This window comes from Streptococcus sp. V869 (assembly GCF_054353515.1).
In genome coordinates this window covers 653,242-676,875 of record NZ_JBTHHW010000001.1, presented here as the reverse complement: position 1 = coordinate 676,875, position 23,634 = coordinate 653,242, and the positions used below count along the sequence as shown (strand labels likewise).

Annotated in this window: 11 protein-coding genes; all 11 read left to right on the top strand. The window is 38.4% G+C overall.

The window, feature by feature from the left end; genetic code table 11:
* Window positions 1–21: 21 nt before the first annotated feature.
* The 11 genes from ACXYSN_RS03330 (at window position 22) to ACXYSN_RS03280 (ending at window position 23,623) form a co-directional block, all read left to right on the top strand.
* The gene (locus ACXYSN_RS03330) at window positions 22–1,101 is read left to right on the top strand and encodes a carbamoyl phosphate synthase small subunit (RefSeq protein WP_254733501.1); all 1,080 of its coding nucleotides are present in this window, start codon (window positions 22–24) and stop codon (window positions 1,099–1,101) included.
* 336 nt (window positions 1,102–1,437) lie between these two features.
* Window positions 1,438–4,614 (top strand): carbamoyl-phosphate synthase large subunit, encoded by a 3,177-nt coding sequence (gene carB / locus ACXYSN_RS03325; RefSeq protein WP_458636146.1) that lies wholly within the window; start codon window positions 1,438–1,440, stop codon window positions 4,612–4,614.
* Window positions 4,615–5,004: 390 nt separating this feature from the next.
* A complete protein-coding gene (locus ACXYSN_RS03320; RefSeq protein WP_458636145.1) occupies window positions 5,005–11,946 on the top strand; it encodes a Spy0128 family protein in 6,942 nt (2,313 codons plus the stop codon).
* Between the two features lie 237 nt (window positions 11,947–12,183).
* The gene (locus ACXYSN_RS03315; protein WP_458636144.1) at window positions 12,184–14,829 is read left to right on the top strand and encodes an LPXTG cell wall anchor domain-containing protein; all 2,646 of its coding nucleotides are present in this window, start codon (window positions 12,184–12,186) and stop codon (window positions 14,827–14,829) included.
* A 150-nt stretch (window positions 14,830–14,979) separates the two neighbouring features.
* A complete protein-coding gene (locus ACXYSN_RS03310; RefSeq protein ID WP_006150776.1) occupies window positions 14,980–15,687 on the top strand; it encodes a glucosamine-6-phosphate deaminase in 708 nt (235 codons plus the stop codon).
* Window positions 15,688–15,960: 273 nt separating this feature from the next.
* Window positions 15,961–17,880 (top strand): Ig-like domain-containing protein, encoded by a 1,920-nt coding sequence (locus ACXYSN_RS03305; RefSeq protein ID WP_458636143.1) that lies wholly within the window; start codon window positions 15,961–15,963, stop codon window positions 17,878–17,880.
* Window positions 17,881–18,029: 149 nt separating this feature from the next.
* Window positions 18,030–18,206, top strand: a complete 177-nt coding sequence (gene rpsU, locus ACXYSN_RS03300; protein WP_000048054.1) for a 30S ribosomal protein S21 — start codon at window positions 18,030–18,032, stop codon at window positions 18,204–18,206.
* Window positions 18,207–18,635: 429 nt separating this feature from the next.
* Entirely contained in the window at window positions 18,636–21,338 is a 2,703-nt protein-coding gene (locus ACXYSN_RS03295) for an MBL fold metallo-hydrolase (RefSeq protein ID WP_458636142.1), read from the top strand.
* Window positions 21,339–21,521: 183 nt separating this feature from the next.
* The gene (gene hprK, locus ACXYSN_RS03290) at window positions 21,522–22,457 is read left to right on the top strand and encodes an HPr(Ser) kinase/phosphatase (protein WP_441348363.1); all 936 of its coding nucleotides are present in this window, start codon (window positions 21,522–21,524) and stop codon (window positions 22,455–22,457) included.
* Window positions 22,450–23,238, top strand: coding sequence for a prolipoprotein diacylglyceryl transferase (lgt, locus tag ACXYSN_RS03285; protein ID WP_441348362.1), 789 nt, complete (start codon window positions 22,450–22,452; stop codon window positions 23,236–23,238). Before hprK ends, lgt begins: the two co-directional genes overlap by 8 nt.
* 1 nt (window position 23,239) lies before the next feature.
* Window positions 23,240–23,623, top strand: a complete 384-nt coding sequence (locus ACXYSN_RS03280) for a DUF948 domain-containing protein (protein WP_278478423.1) — start codon at window positions 23,240–23,242, stop codon at window positions 23,621–23,623.
* Window positions 23,624–23,634: the final 11 nt, after the last annotated feature.

Here is a 23,634-nt window from a genome sequence, read left to right as displayed (position 1 = left end):
GCGTCCACGAGAGGTGAGAATATGACAAAACGACTTCTAGTTTTAGAAGATGGCACAGTTTTTGAAGGTAAAGCCTTCGGTGCAGATATTGATGTAACAGGGGAAATCGTCTTTAATACAGGGATGACAGGCTATCAAGAATCCATTACAGACCAGTCTTATAATGGACAAATCTTGACCTTCACTTATCCACTGGTAGGGAATTATGGGATTAACCGTGATGACTACGAATCTATCAGCCCTACTTGTAAGGGAGTTGTAGTTTTCGAAGAGGCACGTAGAGCTAGCAACTGGCGTAACCAGATGACGCTGGATGAGTTCTTGAAAGCTAAGAAAATTCCTGGTATTTCAGGAATTGATACACGTGCGCTTACAAAGATTATCCGTAAACATGGAACCATGCGAGCAACTTTGACACACGCTGGAGACAGTATGGATCATGTTGCTGATCAACTTAAAGCGACTGTTTTACCGACTGATAATATCAGACAAGTTTCAACCAAGACTTCTTATCCAGCTCCAGGAGTTGGTTTGAGTGTTGTTCTAGTAGACTTTGGCCTTAAGCATTCTATTTTACGAGAACTTTCAAAACGTGATTGTAACGTGACTGTAGTTCCATACACAACTACAGCTGAGGAAATCCTACATTTGAATCCTGATGGAGTTATGTTGTCAAATGGTCCGGGAAATCCAGAAGATGTACCAGAAGCACTTGATATGATTCGTGGGATTCTTGGTAAGATTCCGATCTTTGGTATTTGTATGGGTCACCAGCTCTTTGCAATGGCAAATGGTGCAAAGACTTACAAGATGAAGTTTGGTCACCGTGGCTTTAACCATGCAGTTCGAGAAATTGCAACTGGGCGCGTGGACTTCACAAGTCAAAACCATGGCTACGCCGTTAGCCGTGAGGATTTACCAGATCACTTGATTATCACCCATGAAGAAATTAATGATAAGTCAGTTGAAGGGGTACGCCACAGATACCAACCAGGTTTCTCTGTGCAATTTCACCCAGACGCAGCTCCTGGTCCTCATGATGCAAGTTATCTATTTGATGAATTCATCGAGATGATGGAAGCCTTCAAACAAACAAATTAATGACGAGTGTGAAATCGTCGGAGAATTTATTTAATGGCAACCTGAGAGTTGCCGAATAGAAAGGCAGGTCGTTTCTTTTAGTTGCTATCAGGCGAACTAAAAACTCCCTGCACTAGATTTTTTACCGAAAATGATCGTTTCGCTAAAAAATCGTCGGAGAATTTATTTAATGGCAATCAGAGAGTTGCCGAATAGAAAGGAGAAGATACATTGTTCGCGGAAGTGAACACACCCTAAGAACTGTGTGAAAAAGATAAACATTGTCTTGACGCTGAAGGCGTCTGCACCAAGTTTCCTATTTTCACTGTGTTCTTTACGGGCTTTGTATCATAAACTATGCCTAAACGTACTGATATTCAAAAAATTATGGTGATTGGTTCTGGTCCGATTATTATTGGTCAGGCTGCTGAGTTTGACTATGCTGGAACCCAAGCCTGCTTGTCTTTGAAAGAGGAGGGTTACGAGGTTGTCTTGGTAAACTCAAACCCTGCGACTATTATGACGGATAAGGAGATTGCAGACAAGGTTTACATCGAACCGATTACACTTGAGTTTGTGACTCGTATTCTCCGCAAGGAACGTCCAGATGCTTTGCTTCCAACTCTTGGAGGTCAAACAGGGCTTAACATGGCAATGGAATTGTCCAAAAACGGTATTCTTGATGAATTGGGAGTAGAACTTCTCGGTACTAAATTGTCAGCCATCGATCAAGCGGAGGACCGTGACCTCTTTAAACAGTTGATGGAAGAGCTGAACCAACCAATTCCTGAATCAGAAATTGTTAACACAGTAGAAGAAGCAGTTGCCTTTGCAGCGACAATTGGTTATCCAGTTATCGTCCGTCCAGCCTTCACACTTGGTGGTACTGGCGGTGGTATGTGTGCCAACGAGGAAGAACTACGTGAAATTGCTGAAAATGGTTTGAAGTTGTCACCTGTTACCCAGTGTTTGATTGAACGTTCCATTGCCGGTTTCAAGGAAATCGAGTACGAGGTTATGCGTGACTCAGCTGACAATGCCCTTGTTGTTTGTAACATGGAAAACTTTGACCCAGTGGGGATTCACACAGGAGACTCCATCGTATTTGCCCCTGCGCAAACCATGTCAGACTATGAAAACCAAATGCTTCGTGACGCCAGCTTGAGCATTATCCGAGCTCTCAAGATTGAAGGTGGATGTAATGTTCAGTTGGCACTTGATCCACATAGCTTTAAGTACTATGTCATCGAAGTAAATCCTCGTGTATCTCGTTCTTCTGCCCTTGCTTCTAAGGCGACAGGTTACCCAATCGCTAAATTGGCTGCTAAGATTGCAGTAGGATTGACATTGGATGAGGTTATTAATCCTGTTACAGGTTCAACTTATGCCATGTTTGAGCCAGCCCTTGACTATGTGGTTGCAAAGATTCCACGCTTCCCATTTGACAAGTTTGAAAAGGGTGAACGTCGTCTCGGTACCCAGATGAAGGCAACTGGAGAAGTTATGGCCATCGGTCGCAACATCGAGGAATCACTTCTTAAGGCTTGTCGTTCGCTTGAAATTGGGGTGCACCACAATGAAATGCCTGAACTTGCAAATGTTTCAGATGATGCCTTGACTGAAAAAGTTGTCAAAGCACAAGATGACCGTCTTTTCTACGTATCTGAAGCCATTCGTCGCGGTTATACACCAGAAGAGATTGCAGATTTGACTAAGATTGATATCTTCTATCTTGATAAACTCTTGCATATCTTTGAAATTGAGCAAGAATTGGGCGCGCATCCTCAGGATGTCGATGTCTTGAAAACAGCAAAACTCAATGGTTTCTCAGATCGTAAAATCGCGGAAGTTTGGGGAACTACAGCTGATCAAGTTCGCCAACTTCGTTTGGAAAACAAGATTGTTCCAGTTTACAAGATGGTGGATACTTGTGCGGCAGAATTTGAATCAGAAACTCCATATTTCTATTCTACTTATGGTTGGGAAAATGAATCTATTAAGTCAGATAAGGAATCTGTACTTGTCCTTGGTTCTGGTCCAATCCGTATCGGTCAAGGTGTGGAGTTTGACTACGCAACTGTTCACTCAGTTAAGGCGATTCAAGCTGCTGGCTATGAAGCTATCATCATGAACTCAAACCCAGAGACAGTTTCAACAGACTTCTCTGTATCTGATAAACTCTACTTTGAACCATTAACGTTCGAAGATGTTATGAATGTTATCGATTTAGAGCAACCAAAAGGTGTTATCGTTCAATTTGGTGGTCAAACAGCTATCAACCTTGCTGAGCCATTGGCAAAAGCTGGTGTAACTATCCTTGGTACTCAAGTTGCTGACCTAGACCGTGCCGAAGACCGTGACCTCTTTGAGCAAGCCCTCAAAGACTTGGATATTCCACAGCCACCTGGCCAGACTGCAACCAATGAAGAAGAAGCGGTGCTTGCAGCGCGTAAGATTGGCTTCCCAGTCCTCGTTCGCCCATCCTATGTCTTGGGTGGACGTGCTATGGAAATTGTAGAGAATGAAGATGATCTTCGTTCTTACATGCGTACTGCGGTTAAGGCAAGTCCAGACCATCCAGTTCTTGTCGACTCTTATATCGTTGGACAAGAATGTGAAGTTGATGCCATCTCAGACGGACAAAATGTTCTCATTCCAGGTATCATGGAACATATCGAACGTGCTGGTGTCCACTCAGGTGACTCAATGGCTGTTTACCCTCCACAAACCTTGTCTCAAAAGGTGCAAGACACGATTGCAGATTATACTAAGCGTCTGGCAATTGGCCTCAACTGTCTTGGTATGATGAACATTCAGTTTGTTATCAAGGATGAGAAAGTATACGTCATTGAAGTAAACCCTCGTGCCAGCCGTACCGTACCATTCCTTTCAAAAGTAACCAATATCCCTATGGCACAGGTAGCGACTAAGTTGATTCTTGGTCAAAGTCTCGAAGAACTTGGTTACCAAGATGGACTTTACCCTGAAAGCACACGAGTTCATATCAAGGCACCAGTCTTCTCCTTTACCAAGCTAGCTAAGGTAGACAGTCTTCTCGGTCCTGAAATGAAATCGACAGGGGAAGTCATGGGTTCTGATACAACTCTTGAAAAAGCGCTCTATAAAGCTTTTGAAGCTTCATACCTTCACTTGCCTACTTTTGGTAATGTTGTCTTTACCATCGCTGATGATGCAAAAGAAGAAGCTTTAGATTTAGCTCGTCGTTTCCAAAACATTGGTTACGGAATCCTTGCAACTGCAGGAACAGCGGAGTTCTTTGCAAGTCATGGATTACAGACTCAACTTGTTGGTAAAATCGGTCATGATGAACACGATATCCCAAGCTACGTCCGCAAAGGAAAAATTCAAGCCATTATCAATACCGTCGGTACCAAACGGACAGCCGACGAAGACGGAGAACAAATCCGTCGATCTGCCATCGAACATGGGGTGCCTCTCTTTACAGCTTTGGATACAGCAGATGCCATGCTAAAAGTATTAGAAAGCAGAAGTTTTGTCACAGAAGCGATTTAATAAAAGAAGATTCTCATTTGAGAATCTTTTTTATTTATGAAAACAATGATAAGGTTTTTACAATCATTAAAATGTAATCAAATTGAAATATTTAGAAAAAGAAATATAATAAATGAAAAGATTATTAAATAAAAAAATCTTGTATATAAGGACTGATTTATGCATACATGTAAATATATATTATAAATTATAGATAGCTAAAAACACTGTTAAAATCCATAAGAAAGTGTTTTCCAGAGTATATAATTAATTGAATTAATATTGATTTTTTGATATGATGGAAATGCTAAAGTGGGTAAATTCTAGCTTTCAATTATTGTGCATAGGGTACAAGATTTGTAGAAATATTACTTTCTGTTAGTTAAATATATAAAAGGAGAACTTATCCATATGATAAGAAAGGAACAACAACGTTTTTCTTTGAGAAAATATAAGGTAGGTGTTGCATCTGTATTTTTAGGGACAACTCTTAGTTTTTTGATGGCTAATTGTGGTGCAGTTCAAGCTTCTGAGCTTCCTACACAATCAGCTTCTGAAGAAAAAACTGAGTTGGTGAAAAAGGATGTCAGCAGTGAGGATTCCTCTAAAAAGGAACAAGATGTTGTAGCAAATGTTGCAACTGCTGAGATTGCTGAAGGAAATAAAGCAGAAGAAGCAAAACCTACTTCTGAGTCTAAAGTAGAAGAAGCTAAATCTGAAGCGACTACTTCAGAAAAAGCATCAGAGGTAAAACCTGCTTCAACTAATACTGAAGTTGCCAATAAGGAAACTGCTAAGCCGGTCGAAAAAGCATCAGAGGTAAAACCTTCAGTTTCAGAAGGTGATAAACCGCGTGTACGTAGCCGTCGTGCTACAGCGGAAGATGCAGTTTCTGGAGACCACAACTCTAACCCAGTCAGTGTTAGTACATATCTAAAAGACGGTGAAACTGTTGACCCTGATATCACAAACCCAAATGGAGCTAAGGTTGAGTCACAAACTGTTCCTTCTGGTTATGCAAGAAAAGAAGGTGATTACTATACATATGCGGTTTGGGATTTAACTGAATTCAATAATCGTTATGGTACAAAATACTATGCACGTGCTTATAAGAGATTTGATGAATCTACAGATACAACAGTTGAATTGATTGATAAAACAACTGGTAATGTCGTAGAAACAAAAACAGTTACAGCTACAAGTGGTGTTCAAAAATTCACAACTACTACAACAGCGTCTAATAGTCAATTAACGTTCCAAGTAGATTATCAAGCTGGTACTGCTGAAAGAGGTAAAACAACTCAGCCATTTATTCAAAATGGTTATGAAGTTGGAAAGAGCATCACAGATTTAGTCGCACCAGGTCATAACCTTACACCTGCTGAACAAGCTCTTTATACTGAGGTTTATAACGCTCGTACGACAACAGATATTTTAAACGTTGTTGAACCAGCTTATAATGGTCGTACAATCACCGACTCAAACGCTAAAATCCCAGAAGCAATTAATAAAACAACTTACTATAGAGTAGTTGATAAAAACAATGCGACATTCAACGCAAATAAGACTGATAAAACTGTTCAAGATTATGTGCCAAATGGTAATGAAGTAGACCTAGCTAGATATACTCTTAAAGCTATGGAAGGTCAAAACTTCACAGCATCTGGTGAGCGTCAATTTGATGGCTATAAATTGTATCAAACAGCTGATGCAAATGACCAATCAGGTTATGTAAGTCGTCCTTACAAAGTTGGAACTAAATTCATGGACGCTGAGCGTGCAGGGATCAAACGGATTAAAGAAATCGTAGGTGAAGATGGAACTGTAGTTGTTCGTGTTTATCTTCTAGATCCAAAACAACAAAGCAAACGTTCTGATGGTTCATTAAGTACAGACGGTTACATGTTGCTTGCAGAAACAAAACCGATTAAACCAGGTGATTACAATAAAGAAGATTTAGTAGTTAAGAAATCACCTCTTACAACTATTGCGCACACAGTAACAGATCCAAGAACTGGAGCAAAAACAGAATATCCAAATGGTAAAGAACTTCCATTTGATTTCCAAACAGCAGCAGGATACACACCTAAGAAAACTGTATTCGTACCATTCTTGGGAGATAAGATTGGTCACCTTTCTCCAAATGCTCAATTGGAACGTGGAGTTAATGGAATCGGTACAAACGTTGACTTGCTCAACTCATTAACACCATACAAACAACCAATTTATTACTACGTCAAACAAAATCCAGTTGAAGTGACTCCGGAAGTTGAAAAACAATTGGACGGACGTGTCTTGACAGACGGCGAGTTCACATTCAAGTTAACAGAAGAGAAGAGCAGTCCTGATAAACACGAAGAAACTGTTACTAACAAGGACGGCAAAGCGACATTCAGCAAGCTTACATTTACTAAAGCTGGTACATACAAATACAAGATCACTGAACAAAAGGGTTCTGATGCAAATGTAGATTACGATTCGATGACAGTTACCATGACTGTCAATGTAACTGAGAACACTCAGGGTGACTTGGAAGCTACAGTTAAATACAGTTCAGAAGGTGGATTTAGCGCAAGTAATGATGATAAAATCTTCAATAACTATGTTGTTGCTCCAGTTGTTACAAGATTTGACTTTACTAAAAAATTAGCCGGTCGTAAGTTAAAAGCTGGTGAATTCAGCTTTGTTCTCAAAGATCAAGATGGTAATGTTATTGAAACAGTTAAGAATGATGAAGAAGGAAATGTGACCTTTACTGAATTGTCATATGACAATACTAAAATTGGTACCCACTCATACTCTGTTGAGGAAGTTATCCCAGCTGATGCAGATAAAGAATTTGGTATGACATACGATACCATGAAAGCATTTGTCCGTGTAAAAGTTGCTAAAAATGGCCATACCTTAACAACTGTTACAGATATTGCTTCAACAGGTGGTAAGAATGCTGCTGGGGAATCAACTGACACTCAAGAAGATACTGAATTCAACAACAAAGTCACTCCTCCAGCAACACCTGAATTCCAACCAGAAAAATTTGTCGTTTCTAAAGAGAAATATGATATTACTGGCAACAAGTTGATGAACGACGACGATGAGTTGGCAAATGAATACACTGAAACAAATGCAGATCCATATGTAGACAAGACCACTAACAACGAACCTGAAAACTTGAATACCAAGACAGTTAAACGTGGTTCTAAATTAGTTTACCAAGTATGGCTTGATACTACTAAATTCACTGAAGCGAATAACATCCAATACGTTGGTGTATCTGATACATACGACGCTGATAAATTGGACGTCAATGCAGCGGATATCAAAGCATATGATTCAGTAACTGGTGCAGAAGTAACCAATAAATTCGACATCAAAGTTGAAAATGGTACGATTACTGCAACTTCAAAAGATGAATTTATCAAAGATAAAGTGCATGCTCCTGTTATCGACACAACTGAGTTCGAATTTGGACGTTACTATAAATTTGATATTCCAGCAACTGTGAAAGAATCTGTTAAAGCTGGTGCTGATATTGAAAATACAGCCAACCAAACAGTTCACGTTTACAACCCAGTAAGCAAGACAGTTGAAAAACCTGAAAAACCAACACAAAAACGTGTCAACAGCGTTCCAGTTCCAGTGGAAATGAACTTCACTAAACGTTTGGATGGTCGTGAACTTCAAGCTAACGAATTCGAATTCGTATTGAAGAAAGACGGCGTTGAAGTTGAACGCGTGAAGAATGATGCTGCTGGTAATGTTGTCTTCAAGACTCTCGAGTTCGGTCGCGATGATCTTGGTAAGACATACAACTACACAGTAGAAGAAACTCCTGGTGCAGATGCAACTGTCAATTATGACACAATGGTTGCTACTGTTAAAGTAGTTGTATCACATGATGGTACAGCAAAGGCAATTGTTGCCAACGTAACAGATGCTGCTGATAAAGAGTTCAACAATACAGTTACTCCTCCAGAAGAACCTAAGTTCCAACCAGAGAAATACGTTGTTTCTAAAGAGAAATACGATATCACTGGTGATAAGCTCATTGATGACGATTCTGAGTTGACAGATAAATATGGTGAAACAAACGCGAATCCATACGCGGATAATACCATCAATAATGAAGTGGAAAACTTAAATACTAAGACTGTTGAACGTGGTTCTACATTAGTTTACCAAGTATGGTTGGATACAACTAAATTTGATGCCGCTAACAAGGACAACATCCAAACAGTTGGTATCTCAGATAACTATGATGAAGCTAAATTAAATCTTAATGCAGCTGACATCAAAGCCTACGACTCTGTAACAGGTGCAGAAGTAACTGATAAATTCGATATCGCTGTAAACGATGGTGTGATTACTACAACCCTTAAAGATGGCTTCACGAAGTCACTTGGTGACGCAGAAAACACACAAGTGATCGATACAACTAAATTCGAATTCGGACGTTATTACAAGTTCGATATCCCAACAACAGTGAAAGCTGATGTTCCTGGTGGTGTAGACATCGAGAATAGTGCGGCTCAAGTAGTAAACTACTACAACCCAACGACTAAAAAAGTTGAAAAACCAAGCAAACCAACTGAAAAACGTGTAAACAACGTCCCAATTCAAATTGAACTTGACTTCAAGAAAGCTCTTGCAGGTCGTCAATTGAAAGCGAATGAGTTTACTTTCCAATTGTTAGACGATGATGAATTCAATGTTCTTGAAACAGCAACTAATGATAAGGATGGTAAGATTAAATTCACTAGCCTTAAATACACAAACAATGATCTCGGTGTTTACCGTTACAAAGTAGTAGAAGTTGCTGGTACAGACTCAACCGTTACGTATGACAATATGAAGGCTGTTGTAACAGTCACTGTTTCTCATGATGGTACAGCTAAAGCTTTAGTTGCTAAGGTCGGAGATATTGCCGATAAAGAATTTAATAACACAGTTCGCCCTCCAGAAGAGCCTAAGTTCCAACCAGAGAAATACGTTGTTTCTAAAGCGAAATTCGATATTACAGGTACTAAGCTCGCTGATGACGATTCTGAGTTGACAGATAAATATGGTGAAACAAATACAAACCCATATGTGGATACAACTAACAACAACGAAGATGAAAATTTGAATACGAAACCAGTTGAACGTGGTCAAAAACTTTACTATCAAGTATGGTTGGATACAACTAAATTTGACGCAAACAACAAAGACAATATCCAAACAGTAGGAATCACAGATAACTACGACAAGGATAAATTGACTGTTAATGCTTCAGATATCAAGGTTTACGATTCCGTTACTGGTGCAGACGTTACGACGAAATTCGATATCTCTGATAACAATGGTGTTCTGACAGCTAACCTGAAAGATGGCTTCACGAAGTCACTTGGCGACGCTGAAAACACACAAGTGATCGATACAACTAAATTCGAATTCGGACGTTACTACAAGTTCGATATCCCAGCAACAGTGAAAGACGATGTCGTAGCTGGTGCAGATATTGAAAACAAGGCAGCACAAGTCGTTAACTACTACAACCCAGTAAGCAAGACTGTTGAAAAACCAAACAAACCAACTGAAAAACGTGTCAACAGTGTTCCAATCTCAGTAGAATTTAACTTCACTAAGAAATTGGAAGGTCGTGAACTGAAAGCTAACGAATTCACATTCGAGTTGAAAGACAGCGACAATGTTGTGATTGCGACTGCAACCAACGATGCGGCTGGCAAGATCAAGTTTGCTCCAGTAGATTACACTAATAAAGCTGGTGAAACTGTTACTGCCCTTAAATACAAGAAGGGTCAAGAAGGTACTTACAAGTACACTGTAACAGAGGTTAAGGGTACAGACGCAACTGTATCATACGATACAATGAAAGCAGAAGTAACTGTAACAGTATCTCATGACGGTACTGCGAAAGCCTTGATCACAAACGTGACAGAACCTGCGGATAAAGAATTTAACAACCGTGTGACTCCACCAGAAACTCCTGAGTTTAACCCAGAAAAATACATCCTTAATGAAGAAAAATTTGATATTACTGGAACTAAACTTCTGGATGATGATAAAGAGTTGACTGATAAAGTAGCTGATACCAACAAAGATCCATATGCGGATAAAGTTGATAACAATGAAGCACAAAATATCAATACTCAAACACTCCATAAAGGTGATAAGGTTGTTTACCAAGTATGGTTGGATACAACTAAATTCAAAGAAGGTCACAATATTCAATCTGTAGGAATTACAGATAAATATGACAACGAAAACTTGGATGTTAATGTATCTGAAATTAAGGCTTACGATTCAGTAACTGGAGCTGATGTGACTGACAAGTTCGATATCAAGGTTGAAGATGGTGTCATTACTGCTACATCTAAGGCTGACTTGACTAAGTCTCTTGGAGATGCGGAAGATACACAAGTAATTGATACTACTAAGCTAGCGTTTGGTCGTTACTATAAGTTTGATATTCTTGCACATATCAAGGACACTGCTAAGGAAGGTGTAGATATTGAAAATACAGCTTCTCAAATTGTTCACCAATATGATCCAACTAAGAAATCAGTTGAAAAACCAGAAAAACCAACTGAAAAACGTGTTGTTAATATCCCAGTAAAAGTTGAATTCAACTTCACGAAGAAATTGGAAGGTCGTGCGTTGAAAGCTGGAGAATTCAGCTTCGTATTGAAAGACAAAGATGGCAACGTAATTGAAACTGTAAGCAACGATGCAGAAGGTAAGATCAAGTTCTCAGCTCTTGAGTTCAAACGTGGTCAAGAAGGCACTCATATCTATCATGTAGAAGAAGTGAAAGGTACAGAGGCTGGAGTTGAGTATGACAAGATGGTAGTGACTGTTGGAGTTACTGTAACTAAGGATGGTAAAGTGTTAACCCTTACTTCACAAATGCCTGAAGATACTGAGTTTAACAACAAGGTAACACCGCCAACACCGCCAACACCGCCAACACCGCCAACACCGCCAACACCACCAACACCGCCAACACCACCAACACCACCAACGCCGCCAACACCACCAACACCACCAACGCCGCCAACACCACCAACGCCGCCAACACCACCAACGCCGCCAACACCACCAACGCCGCCAACGCCGCCAACACCACCAACACCGCCAACACCACCAACACCACCAACGCCGCCAACACCACCAACGCCGCCAACACCGGTAACACCACCAACACCGGTAACACCACCAACTCCAGAAAAACCTAAAGGTCCTGAGTTGCCAAATACTGGTGAACAATCTAAATCTGGAGTTGCCGCACTTGGTGCTGCGCTTGGTCTTGTAGGTCTAGGTTTGGTTGTAAAACGTAAAAAACGTGAAGAATAAAATATACAAAATCGCATTCATTTAGCGATGAACTAACGATTTTAGTTCTGAAATGAAAAGGCTTTGCTCGAAAGAGCAAGGCCTTTTTATTATTTTGAAATATTTATGAAATTTCATTGAAAGAAAATGAAAATTATTGAAATCACATATTTTTTTTGATAAAATTAGTATGTTTTTAAGAATCAAATCTTTTATACTTGAGAACATTTTAAATTTAAAATAAAAGAAGGAATTGTCATGTCATCGTTAAAGAATAATAAAACGATTAAGTATGCCTTGAGAAAAACCTCAGTTGCTTTTGGTTCTGTTGCAGTCGCAACAGTGATTGCTGCTGCAGGTATTGTCACTGTATCAGCCGATGAAACTTCATCAGTAACGACACCTGTTACTTCAACTACAACAGTAGCTGGAGAAGAAACAAAAGAAGTTGCGGTTCCAGAGAAGTTGGAAGAAGCTAAAACTGCTGCCACAAATGAAGGTCTTGAAGTTAAAGAAACTGAGACTAAAAAGCAAGATTCAGAGGAAGCTGCTGCTAAAGATTACGAAAAACAAGTTACTGATATTAATAAAACTGTAGCTGATTATAAAGCTGAAGTAGCAGCAAATCAAGAAGCTTACGAAAAAGAAAAAGCTGAAGTTGATGCTAAAAATGCTGCTGCACAAGCAAACTACGATAAAGAGCTTGAAGCTTACAACGAAAAACTTACTGCTTATAAAAAAGAATTGACTGAAAAATCAGCAGAAAAAACAGCAGTAGAACAGAGTAATGAAGAGGCACGTGTTGCTTATGAAAAAGCTCTTGAAGAATATAACACAGCACTTGCAGCATACAATGCATCTGTAACAGCAAATCAAGAAGCTACTGAAAGTAATAAATTAGCTCAAGTAGAATATGAAGCTAAATTAGCTGACTACAAGACTAAAAAAGCTGCTTATGATGAAGCACAAGCTGCTTACTTGATTGAGCTCGAAATTTACAACAAGAAAAAAGCACAATACGATGATGCTAAAGATGCCTTCAATAAGATGGTTGTAGAGCGTGGTGGAAATCCTGAGAAATACAAACAAGATTTGACATTCCTCTCTGAAGAACTTGCTGATGGTGAAACAACTAAAATCACACACCAAACAACTGGATTAACAACTTACTTGACAAAAGAAGGTCAAGCTCGTATGTACGGTGATGGTAAAGCTACTAAGATGTATGAAACTAAGAATCTACAAGATTCTGATGTGACAACTACAAATCCATATGCCAATAATGAAATTGAGTGGGGAGTAGTAAAAGTCGGAGACAAATTTGATGTGACATACACAGGACTTACTCAAGCTAAAATTGTAAAAGGTAGTGAAGAAAAACGTATTGCAAAAGTTGTTTATAAATACGAAGTGAAGAGCCTTCCATCATCAGATGGAAAAGGAATCGTTCAAATTTATAACGATCCAGCGGTTACAATGACAATTGGTAGCTCAACTGATACTGAAAACCCAGTTACAGTTGGTGTTGACATTGAGTTTTATGATGAAAATGACCAATTGATTGATTTGTCACAACACAATGCAATCCTTGCCCTTAACTCACTTAACCACTGGAATGGTGCATCTTATGTTGAAAATGACAAACCTCGTCCTCTAGTTGTTGAAGCTAAAGATAGCGAAGGCAATACAGTTCGTGGGACTTGGGATCCATATTCAGACGGAAGTGAACCAAAACTTGATGGTGCAGACGTTGTTGTGAAAAGCGGTAAAGCTGACTTCGGTAGTGCAGAAGTTGATATCAATGCTGATAATCCTTTGAAAATTGTTGCTCAAAAAGCAACATGGGTTGATGATGCCTTTAAAGTAACTGAAGAAGCAGTAGTTGATGCTACAACAGTGAATGCATCTGGTGGCGGAAATGGTCACTCAGTTGGTACTGAAGATTACACATTCGGTGATAAATCAGACGTTATCGGTTCTTACACTGTAGACGCTACATCAGGTGTTTTGAGATACACACCAAAAATGAAACACCAAGATACTCCTCACGTTGAGTCTGTAAACATTGGTGACAAAGAGTTTATTAAACTTCCAAATTCAAGTGTAGACCAATATTCATCGACAAAAGAAGTATCTGCTAAAGAACAAAACCAATACATGGCTCAAGGTGCTACATTTAATGCAGACTCTTCAAGTGAAACTAAGGGTTGGGATGATCCTAAGAGCCCTTACCTTTACTATGGTGGTGCTGCTGTTATTTTGAAAGATGGTCATCTTGAATTTACAGCAAAAGGTGCTAACGCAACAGACGAAGCAACTCTCTATTGGTTCTCTATCAACTCAAACGTTGGCTTCCCTCAAGATCCAGGTGAAGAGCCAGTTAAACCAACAGAACCAACACCTCCAGTTAAACCTGAAAAACCAGAATTGACAGAAGTACCAACTGTTAAAGAAAAACCAGTTCCACCGACAGAACCAGAATATAAAACTGTACCTGTCTTACCAAGTGAACCGGTTAAACCAGAAGCACCTGAGTTGGTGAAGGATCCTGTTAAGAAAGAAACAGAAAAACCAGTTGTTAAATGGAATAAAAATGTTGTGCTTATCAAGGAAAATGAAAAACCACAACCTAAACCAGAACCAAAACCAGAGCCTAAGCCAGAACCAAAACCAGAGCCTAAGCCAGAACCAAAACCAGAGCCTAAGCCGGAACCAAAACCAGAGCCTAAGCCAGAACCTAAGCTAGAGTCTAAGTCAGAGTCAAAATCAGAAACTAATCAAAAAGATTCAGAGAGAGTATTACCAAATACTGGTTCAGCTGATCAATCATTCATGACTTATTCAGCACTTATTGGTTTAGCTACTGCCGGTTATGCTTTGTCAAGAAAGAAAAAAGAAGACTAATTCATTCTGACAGTTTTAAAAAAGAAGACTAGTTTAGTCTTCTTTTTTTACTTAACTTTATCCAATAAAATTTAAAATATTAAACCGTTTACACTTGACAAAAATTGGTCTATACCATATAATGAAATAAAGAAATGTGGAGGAACAATTATGAAAGTTATTCAAGTAAAAAATCCTGAAGAAGGTGGAAAAGTAGCTTTTGAAATTTTAAAAGAAAAGTTAGCAAAGGGTGCTCAAACATTAGGACTTGCGACAGGTAGCAGTCCACTTGAGTTCTACAGAGAAATCGTAGAGAGTGACCTTGATTTTTCAAACCTTACAAGTGTCAACTTGGACGAATATGTAGGATTAGATGGAGATAATCCTCAATCTTATCGTTATTTCATGCAAGAACATCTGTTCAATAAAAAGCCATTTAAAGAAAGCTTTTTGCCTCGTGGAGTTAAAGACAATGCAGAAGAAGAAGTAGAACGCTATAATCAAATTCTTGCTGATCATCCGGTTGATTTGCAAATCTTGGGAATTGGTCGAAATGGTCACATTGGATTTAACGAACCAGGAACTCCGTTCGATAGCCAAACTCATCTTGTAGACCTTGATCAGTCTACCATTGAGGCTAATGCTCGTTTCTTTGATAAAATCGAAGACGTACCAACACAAGCTATTTCAATGGGTATTAAAAATATCTTAGATGCCAAATCTATTCTTCTCTTCGCTTATGGCCCATCAAAAGCAGAAGCTATTGCCGGAACTGTTGAAGGTCCAGTGACTGAAAATCTACCAGCAAGTAGTTTGCAAAATCATTCGGATGTGACTATTATTGCGGATGCAGAAGCACTTAGCTTGTTAAAGAAATAAGTTGACATTTATATAGACCAATCTATGGCTTACTTTGATTGGTCTTTTTGTTTGATATTTGATAAGTAAACATTTAAAAATATCTAGCAGTCAGGTTTAAAAAAGAACGGATTATAAAATAACAACACCTAATAAACGTAAAATATATAAAAAGTGTTTTTTTATAAATATATTTCAAACTATTTTATGAATAAAACTAGACTTTAGTAAAAAATACTGGTATACTGATATCGTTTAATGTCTAAACAATTAAATTTAAGGAGACTATTTAAGGTGAATAAGAAAAAAATAGCTTTTTTTTCGTTCATTATTTGCTTATTTACGATCATTTTTTCTCTTAGCTTGAACAAAGCTTTTGCAGAAAATGCAGCAAGTAGTAAGACTATTGATGCCATAACATCATTAGATATTGCAAATAATTCAGGTGGTAATCTTGAGAAAGATTTGGAACAGTGGGTTACATTTAGGCTTAACGCAACATATGATTTGACAGATAAAGATGTTAAAGCTGGTGATACCACGGTTGTAGATTTGTCAGATGCTTTATATATCGAATCAGAAAATTTTGAGATTCGTGATGAAAAAACAAATGAAGTCATCGCAAATGCTAAAATCGACGAAACTAAAAAACATATCGTATTAACGTATACGGATTATGTAGAAAAGCACTCTGATACCAGTGGATCTTTCTTTGTCTATACTCGAGTGGATTTCCAAAAACACCCTGAAAAAGGAGAAATCCCTGTCGAGGTAACAATTAATGGAAAAACACAGATCGTTGACAAGGTTAACTTTACCGGTGTTGGAGATGGAAACCCAGAGCTTTTTTCTAAAACAGGTTGGGTAAGTAATGCAGAGCAAAATATACTTTCTTACACTATCTCAATTAACCGTACTAAAGAAAGTGTCCAAGATGCAACTGTAGAAGACACGTTGAAGTTTTCTAATGCATCTTATATCAAAGATAGTATTCGAGTGATCAAGGGTAAGTTTGACTATGTGAAAGGTCTCTGGGAATTTACAGATAGAACAGATGTAACAGACCAACATACTGTTACAGTCAGTGAAGATGGTCAGTCATTTGTTATTCAACTTGGTGATATTACAGAAAATGACCAGTACCGCATTGAATATAATGTTCAAGCCAATTATTCACCAGCAGATGGCGAAATCTTGAATAATGACGCTGTCTTAAAAGGTAAAGGAATAACTATTAAAGAGGTTGTACAATCAACTGTAGTTCAAGTATCTGGTGGGTCAGGTATTGGATATGTATTCACGATTCACATCCATAAAGTTGATGATGAAAACCAACCGGTAGCTGGTGCTAAATTTAAGGTTGTTCGACAAGCTAACAATCAAGTGATTGGTGAGTATGTTACAGATGCTGAAGGGAAAATTACAGTAACTGGCCTTTTGAAAGACAAGTATATCTTAACTGAAGTTGAAGCACCAACAGGTTATGTGATAAATACAGCAGACACAGAAGTGAATGCAACAGATTTTGGAGCTGATAAATCAGTTACAAAAACAATCGTCAATCCAAAAGAACAAACCACAACTACGACAACCACAACAGAAGCGCCGACGACAACATCAACGACTACAACGACAGAAGCGCCGACGACAACATCAACGACAACCACAACAGAAGCGCCGACGACAACATCAACGACAACCACAACAGAAGCGCCGACGACAACATCAACGAGTACAACGACAGAAGCGCCGACAACAACATCAACGAGTACAACGACAGAAGCGCCGACAACAACATCAACGAGTACAACGACAGAAGCGCCGACAACAACCACAACGACTACAACGACAGAAGCGCCGACAACAACATCAACGAGTACAACGACAGAAGCGCCGACAACAACATCAACGAGTACAACGACAGAAGTGCCGACAACAACATCAACGACTACAACGACAGAAGCGCCGATAACAACCACAACGACTACAACGATAGAAGCGCCGACAACAACATCAACGAGTACAACGACAGAAGAGCCAACGACTACTTCAACGACTATAACAACTTCAAAACCAGAAGTATCTGAGACAACTACTACAGAAGATAAGCCAGGTCTTCCATATACTGGTGAGTCTACAGGTATTGCATTAGTAATTGCTGGTGTATCTATCTTGGCAGGTAGTCTCGTTATGAAAAAGAAATTTTCTAAATAATTGAGTTTAGAATAAGATAGTTAATAAAAAGGACTTTAGGGTCCTTTTTATTTGTCAATGAAAAATAATGAAATGCACTATTTTTCTTGACAATTTTCATCAATACATGTAAAATAGAATAGATCTTGAACTTGAAGGGAGTGAAAATAATGTCTAAAACAGTAGTACGTAAGAATGAATCTCTTGACGATGCACTTCGTCGTTTCAAACGTGCGGTTACTAAAGCTGGTACTCTTCAAGAAACACGCAAACGTGAATTCTATGAAAAACCTTCTGTAAAACGTAAACGTAAATCAGAAGCAGCTCGTAAACGTAAAAAATTCTAATTTGAAATGAAAGACTAGACTTATCTAGTCTTTTTTTGCTAATCACAAAGAGTAAAATCACAGTGAAGATTGTTAATTCAGTGTTAAACAGATATTCTAAACTTGGAAGCTTTTTGATTGTAGTTATGTGTTTTATATAAAGTTAAAATGTTGACGTTGAGAAAGTATCCTCGTTGAGGAAATTAAAAACATACTGACAGAAGTATAGGAAAACTGCTAGATATAGGTGCTGACAAAAACTATTAAAAGTCAATTTTTGAGAATAGATTTACTGATAAAAGAAAATTAAAACTCATCAATTAATCTGAAACAGTGTTGCTAAAGTCATTTGGCGCAGTAAAAATGACATTTTGTATTTTACCCCCCTTTTTTCTTGTTTTTTTGGTATAATTAAAAATATTAGTAGAAAAAATCTGAGAGGGCTTTATCATGAGAAAAACAAAAGTCGCAGTCGCTTTAGGAGCATTTTTGTTTCTTAGTGTCGGCGCGAGAGTAGAGGCGGACACAACTTCGCGGTCCGACGTCAATCGGATTCATTTCATTAATACCAAAGGAAGTCCAGGGACTGATGCCATTTTACTTGAAAGTAACGGGCATTATGCGTTGATAGATATGGGTGAAGACTATGACTTTCCAGATGGGAGCGATCCGCTTTATCCATTAAGATCGGGTATTATTACTTCAAATGTCTATGCAATTGAAGATCGACTTTTCCGTCATCTTGACCATGTAGGTGTTAAGAAGTTGGACTTTATGCTTGGAACGCATGTCCATAGTGACCATATTGGTGGAGCTGATGAAGTTCTAAAAAAATATAAGGTTGATAAATTTTATCTAAAACGATATTCGGATGATCGAATTGCCACTCAATGGGGCTTGTGGGATAATCTTTTTAACTATAATAATGCACTGAATGCAGCTAGAAAATATGGCGTTAATCTTATTCAAGATATCTCAGATAATGATAGTCATTTCAAATTGGGTGATATGGATATTCAGTTGTATAACTACAAAAATGAATATGGCCCAGATGGGAAATTAAAGAAAGTATATGATGACAATCCCAATTCTATTGTTGCTGTAGTTACAGTAAATGGGAAGAAAATTTATCTGGGTGGGGATCTTGATAACGTTTATGGAGCTGAAGATCGCTTAGGCCCACAAATTGGGAAAGTCGATTTAATGAAATGGAACCATCACCTTGACGGAAAAGTTTCAAACAGCATTAATTTTCTTAATAATCTTTCCCCATCTATTGTTGTGCAAACAACAGGATTGGATATAAATGTCCAAGCAACGAGAGATAAATTGAAACAGATGAATGTCCAAGTTGTTCATGCTTCAAGTGATAAGAAAGATGCGACTGTTTTTGATATAAAAACAGATGGTATTAATAATATTTCTCAAGAATTCCCGGATATTCCAAATACGAATTCACGTTGGATCACTGAAGATGGATATAAGAAGTATTATTTCGCTGATGATCAGATGGCAACAGGTTGGCATACAATTGATGGAGCAAAATACTTCTTCAATGGGAAAGGACATCTGCAACAAGATAAATGGCTTCAAGATTTTGATGACGAAGGTACTCTTAAGTCTTTATATATGGATAAAGATGGGAAGTTACAAACTTCCAAATGGCTTCAAATTGACAAGCAATGGTATTATGTGGATTCTAAAGGATATCGAAAAGAGTCCGAGTTAGCAATCATTGACGGTAAGACCTATTACTTTGACGAAAAAGGGATTATGCAAACTGGTACCAGAACAGTGAATGGAGCAACTCTGGTCTTTGATGATACAGGTGCGCTTTCAAATGAACTAAGAGCATCATCCTGGAATAAAATCGGTAATAAATGGTATTACCTAGATGAAAATAAAAAAATGACCATTGGTTTCAAAGAAATTGATGGAAAGATGTACTATTTCAATGAAGCCGGAGAAATGGGAACTTATTGGCAATATACGCACCAAAAATGGTATTACTTTAGTGCTTCAGGTGAAATGAAACGTGGTTGGCTCAATGATGCAGGTAAATGGTATTATCTAGATCCTAAAACTGGAGAAATGTTCACTGGTTCAAATAAAATTGACGGCAAACTCTATCGCTTCAATGATGGAGGCGTCATGGCAACTGGTTGGGAACAGTTTGATGGCAAATGGTACTATTATACATCTAGTGGCGATCAGAAAAAAGGCTGGCTTAAATACAACAATGACTGGTACTATCTCGAACTGAAAGATGGAGAGATGGTTACAGGAACCAAAGAAATCGATGGGCAACAATATAGCTTTAAAGATAGTGGTGCTATGGTTACTGGCTGGAAACAAACAGATGACAAATGGTACTATTATGCATCAAGTGGTGAATTGAAAAAAGGCTGGATTAAATATGCTGGTGATTGGTACTATCTTGATTCGAAAGATGGAGAGATGGTTACAGGAACCAAAGAAATCGATGGGCAACAATATAGCTTTAAGGCTAGTGGTGCTATGGTTACTGGCTGGAAACAAGCAGAAGACAAATGGTACTATTATGCATCAAGTGGTGAACAGAAAAAAGGTTGGATAAAATCTGCAGGTAAGTGGTACTACTTGAATCAAAATGACGGCGTTATGGTGACCGGCAGACAGGAAATTGATGGTCTCAAATATAGCTTTAACCAATCTGGAGCTATGGAAACCGGATGGGTATTTGACGGCAAAGATTGGTACTATCATAAAGAATCTGGAGCCATGGAAACTGGTTGGTTTAAATATTCTGGCAAATGGTTCTTCCTAGATGGTGATTCTGGAAAAATGCTTACTGGTATCCATGAAATCTCTGGAGATAATTATTACTTTAATATTGCAGGTGAAATGCAAGTTGGTTGGATTCAAGAAAAAGGGGACTGGTATTATTTCAAACCAAGTGGTGAAATGCTTCGTGATGGAATTACACCTGATGGCTATAAAGTCGCTAGTGATGGTAGATGGCGTTCAAATGGAGTGACTACCACAACGACGAGTGTAGAAGAAACAACTTCAAAAGATTCATCGCTTAGAGAAGCTTTTGAACCTACAACAGATGCTACCCAAACTAGTGAGGAAAAATCAGTTCCAGTTAGTGATGACAAAGCTTCTAACTAATCACTTTGTCGAATAGATTTTAAAGAAGGGATTAAATAACAGTTTGTTGTTTAATCTCTTTTTCTATAGGTTAAATCTTTTAAAGAGTTCTTCCTAAATAAATAGCGTAAAGACTGTTAAAAACATAAACTTATTTCTACAATCTGATATAATAGTAAGAGAACTCGATTTAAGGAGAAATATATGTCGGTTTTAGTCAAAGAAGTAATTGATAAGCTTAGATTAGACGTTGTCTATGGGGAGCCTGAATTACTTGAAAAGGAAATTAATACTGCAGATATAACGCGACCTGGTCTCGAAATGACAGGCTATTTTGATTACTATACTCCAGAGCGTATTCAATTGTTGGGAATGAAGGAGTGGTCCTATCTCATTAGCATGTCTTCTCACAACCGCTACCAGGTTTTGAAGAAATTATTTCAACCAGAAACACCTGCAGTTATTGTTTCGCGTGGTTTAGTAGTTCCAGAAGAAATGCTAAAGGCTGCTAGAGAATGTAAAATCGCTATTTTAACAAGTCGTACTGCAACCAGTCGTCTATCTGGTGAACTATCAAGTTACTTGGACTCTCGTTTGGCCGAACGCGCAAGTGTGCATGGTGTACTGATGGATATCTATGGTATGGGTGTTCTCATTCAAGGTGATAGTGGTATCGGTAAAAGTGAGACTGGACTTGAACTCGTCAAACGTGGACATCGTCTAGTAGCAGATGACCGTGTAGATATCTATTCTAAGGATGAGATGACACTTTGGGGAGAACCTGCTGAAATTTTGAAACATTTGTTAGAAATTCGTGGAGTAGGTATCATTGACGTCATGAGCCTTTATGGGGCTAGTGCCGTTAAGGATTCTTCACAAGTTCAATTGGCTGTCTATTTAGAAAATTACGATACTGATAAGGTCTTTGACCGTTTGGGGAATAATGCGGAAGAATTGGAAATCTCAGGTGTTTCTATTCCACGTATTCGTATCCCAGTAAAAACAGGACGTAATATCTCTGTCGTTATCGAGGCGGCTGCAATGAATTATCGTTCGAAGGAGATGGGCTTTGATGCGACACGCCTCTTTGAAGAACGATTGACAAAACTAATTGAAAGGAATGAGATGAAGAATGATTGATCCAGTTGCTTTTCAAATTGGTCCTTTGGGTATTAGATGGTATGCACTCTGCATCGTTTCAGGTCTTATTTTAGCAGTCTATCTTGCAAGTAAAGAAGCACCAAAAAAGAACATCTTATCCGATGACATTTTAGACTTTATTTTAATTGCTTTTCCTTTAGCTATCATTGGTGCTCGACTTTATTATGTCATTTTTAGATTTGACTACTATAGTCAGCACATGGGAGAGATTTTTGCCATTTGGAATGGAGGTCTTGCCATATACGGCGGTTTAATCACCGGAGCAATCGTACTCTATTTCTTTGCTGATCGTAGATTAATCAACACATGGGATTTCTTGGATATTGCTGCTCCAAGCGTTATGATTGCACAGAGCCTTGGACGTTGGGGGAATTTCTTTAACCAGGAAGCCTACGGAGCAGCTGTTGAAAATCTTGATTACCTACCTGGTTTTATTAAGAATCAGATGTATATCGATGGCTCATATCGGCAACCAACCTTCCTTTATGAATCTATCTGGAATCTCATTGGGTTTACGTTGATTATTATTTTTAGACGTCGATTAAAGAGTATTCGTCGTGGTTATATCACTGCCTTCTATCTAATTTGGTATGGATTTGGACGTATGATCATTGAAGGTATGCGAACAGATAGTCTCATGTTCTTTGGACTTCGAGTATCTCAATGGTTGTCAGTCCTTCTAATTGGACTTGGAATTTATATTATCGTTTATCAAAATCGGAAAAAAGCACCATTTTATAATGTAAAAAAGGAGAATTAAAATGTTAGAAGTTGCTTATATTATTGTGGCTATTGCCTTGATTGTATTTATTGTTTATTTGATTATAACCCTTCAAAAAGTTGGACGTGTAATCGATGAAACTGAAAATACTGTTAAAACGCTAACTTCGGATGTAAATGTCACTCTACATCACACAAATGAACTGCTTGCAAAAGTCAATGTACTTGCTGACGATATCAATGTCAAAGTTGCAACGATTGATCCACTCTTTACAGCAGTTGCAGACCTTTCTGTTTCTGTCTCTGACTTAAATGAGCAGGCTCGTGTCTTGAGTAAAAAAGCATCATCTGCAGGTTCAAAAACATTAAAGACTAGTGCAGGTTTATCTGCCGTTCGTATTGCAAGTAAATTTTTTAAAAAATAAAAAGGAGATAG